Here is a 1,472-nt window from a genome sequence, read left to right on the forward strand (position 1 = left end):
TCATTGAGCACCAAGGCGTCTAAGTCTTTTTGTGCGTGTAGGTAGATTTTCTCTTGCGCCGCTTGGTCTTCAAAGCTCAGCTCGTTAAACCCTTGCCCTTGGTGCGTTTCACTGCGCAGCACGGTTTTGGTTTTGTTATCCGGCAGTGTGTACGGCGCTTTGTTGGTCGCATGGTAGGTACGGCCTGTCACTATCGGTTGGTCTGGGTCGCCGTTGAGAAACGAGACGATGACTTCATGACCAATGCGCGGAATGGCTATCATGCCATATTGACTGCCAGCCCAACCTTGTGAGACGCGTACCCAGCATGAGCTGTGCTCATCGCCGTTGGAATATCTGTCCCACGGGAAATGCAGTTTGACGCGGCCATGTTCGTCACAGAAGATTTCTTCGCCATCAGGACCCACGACTAACGCCATGCAAGGGCCATCCACTTGAGGTTTGGCTTGCGGTGTCGCACGCCACGTGACATCGGCAGGAATGAGCGTGAATTGGTTGCTGTACGTGGTCGCGCCACTGCCGCCCTCTTCTTCCAATGCTTGTGGCTGCTGCCCCTGATGATGCACTTGCACGACAACCCAATCGCGGTTCGCGCTGTCGTCAAGATGCTCTTGTAAGTCGAACTTTGTGCCCGCTTGCAGGCCAGGATGGTTACTTTTTCCGGTCGCGGTACGCGCTTCTCGTCGTAGGTACTCTAAGCGAATTTGATTAAAGGCTTTGCCGTTGACGTCGTCTTTAAAGCGACCCGGTGCATCAAAGTGCTCGTAGGTCGCTTGCTGGTAATCCATCTCGCGCCCTTGCGCTTGCTGAGCAAACGAGTAGCTCGGTTTTTTAAAGCTGTAATCTTGCAGCGCGCTGTGGCTCACTTCGGTTTGGCTGTGTTGCGTTAATTGCGACACATAGGGGCTTTCCATCACGCCACCTGCGAGGGCGTTGTAAGGGATAGGCGTTTCTCGCTTTATCAGGCTTTGGCTGTCGTCACTGAAAAAGAGGGTGTGTTTCCCTTCTTCATGAATGAAGTGATACACCAAGCCTTCTTCGGCGGCTAAGCGGTGCAAGAAGTCGATATCCGTCTCACGGTACTGCACGCAGAATTCACGCTGAGTACACTCGCGCTTCAGCGAGAAGGCGTAGTCGTTAATGCCCATTTCTTGCAGTACGATGGAGAGGATTTCAGGAACGGTTTTGAGCTGGAAGATGCGGCTGTTTTGGCGCAGTGATAGCCGCTCTAATGCCGGGACTAAGGTCAGTGAGTAAAAGGTGTGATGATGGCCAATATCGCCTTTACTGAACTGGCGCACAATGCCGTGCACGCGCTGCACGACAAGGCCATCACGCAGCATCTCAAGCTGAGCGGTTTTGTCCACCAGCTCCAGCGCCGTTAAGCCAGATTGGCGACTGGCCAGTTTTATCTCATAGCGAAAACCGTAGCAACGCAGGCCCGCTTGCGCGCTATCAGACAGCGATTCCAC

The 1,472-nt window shown here is 53.7% G+C and carries 1 protein-coding gene; it reads right to left on the reverse strand.

Annotated features, from left to right (window positions below; genetic code table 11):
* On the reverse strand, positions 1-1,472 hold a 1,472-nt coding region (gene tssI / locus PL85_RS12150; RefSeq protein ID WP_194589056.1), incomplete at both ends, for a type VI secretion system tip protein TssI/VgrG.

Source organism: Vibrio anguillarum, from assembly GCF_001989995.2.
Classification (GTDB): Bacteria; Pseudomonadota; Gammaproteobacteria; order Enterobacterales; family Vibrionaceae; genus Vibrio; species Vibrio anguillarum.